The 1435-nt window shown below is 66.3% G+C and carries 1 protein-coding gene; it reads left to right on the top strand.

The window, feature by feature from the left end:
- Positions 1 to 141 precede the first annotated feature (141 nt).
- Entirely contained in the window at positions 142 to 1383 is a 1242-nt protein-coding gene (locus ACFOY2_RS54605) for an IS256 family transposase (protein ID WP_449290163.1), read from the top strand.
- Positions 1384 to 1435: the final 52 nt, after the last annotated feature.

The raw sequence follows: 1435 nt of genomic DNA, 5'->3' as shown, positions 1-1435 counted from the left end.
GTTCACGTCCAGGGAGATGGTGTGCGGGTGATCTAGCCCATGCTGTGATGCGGGAGAGATCCATGTGACAAGAGACGGCCACTCCGTAATCCTTCGATTCGCTCATATCAACACGAAGGGGACGAAGTGGCCGTCAATGACATTGTGCCCGCTGCCGGGGAGTACTTGGAAGACACCCTCGCCGCGGCGAGCCCGGACCTGCTCCGGACGATGATCCGCGAGTTCGCCCAGCGGATGATGGACGCCGAGGTCGAGCAGTTGTGCGGCGCCGGCTACGGCGAGATCAGCAGCGAGCGGGTCAACACCCGCAACGGCTACCGCGCCCGGCCGTGGGACACCCGGGCCGGGTCGATCGAGCTGGCCGTGCCCCGGCTGCGGCAGGGCTCCTACTTCCCGGACTTCCTGCTGGACAAGCGACGCCGGGCCGAGCGGGCGCTGACCAGTGTGGTGGCGACCAGCTACCTGCTCGGGGTGTCGACGCGGCGGGTGGAGAAGCTGGCCGAGGCGATGGGCATCACCTCGTTGTCGAAGTCGCAGGTCTCGATGATGGCCGCCGAACTCGACGCGATGGTCGAGCAGTTCCGGTCCCGGCCGCTGGACGCCGGCCCGTACACCTTCGTGTGGATCGACGCGCTGACGCAGAAGGTGCGCGAGGGTGGCCGGACGGTGACCGTGCACGCCCTGATCGCCACCGGCGTCAACGCCGGCGGGCAGCGGGAGATCCTCGGCCTGGACGTCGTCTCCAGCGAGGACGGCGCGGGGTGGCTGGCGTTCCTGCGCGGCCTGGTCGCCCGCGGCCTGTCCGGGGTGCTGATGGTGACCTCCGACTGCCACGCCGGGCTGCGCGACGCGATCGCCTCCACCTTGCCGGGCGCGTCCTGGCAGAGGTGTCGAACCCACTACGCGCGAAACTTGATCACGCGCGTTCCGAAGTCGGCCCAGCCCTGGGTGGCCACCATGCTGCGCACCATCTTCGAGCAGCCTGACGCCGAGTCGGTTCATGCCCAGCATCGTCATGTCGTGCAGGCGCTGGAGGCCAAGTACCCGAAGGCGGCCGAGCATCTGGACGAGGCCCGCGAGGACATTTTGGCCTTCGCCGCCTTCCCCAAGGCCGTGTGGCGTCAGACGTGGAGCAACAACCCTCAGGAGCGCCTGAACAAGGAGATCAGGAGGCGGACCGACGTGGTCGGGATCTTCCCCAATCGCGACTCGATCATCCGGCTCGTCGGCGCGGTACTGGCCGAGCAGAACGACGAGTGGACCGAGCAGCGCCGCTACATGGGGCTGGAGATCCTCGCCGAGTGTCGCAAGAACACCGATTCACCCGATTCCAAAAACGAGACAAACGATGCTAAAGTGAATATTGAGGCGATTGCTTCCTAATAGTCACCGATTACGGGTGACCTTCTCAAACACCATCTCCCTGGGCGCGGCC

This window comes from Nonomuraea purpurea (genome assembly GCF_042650645.1).
Taxonomy (GTDB): domain Bacteria; phylum Actinomycetota; class Actinomycetes; order Streptosporangiales; family Streptosporangiaceae; genus Nonomuraea; species Nonomuraea purpurea.
This window is presented reverse-complemented; position numbering and strand designations above follow the sequence as displayed.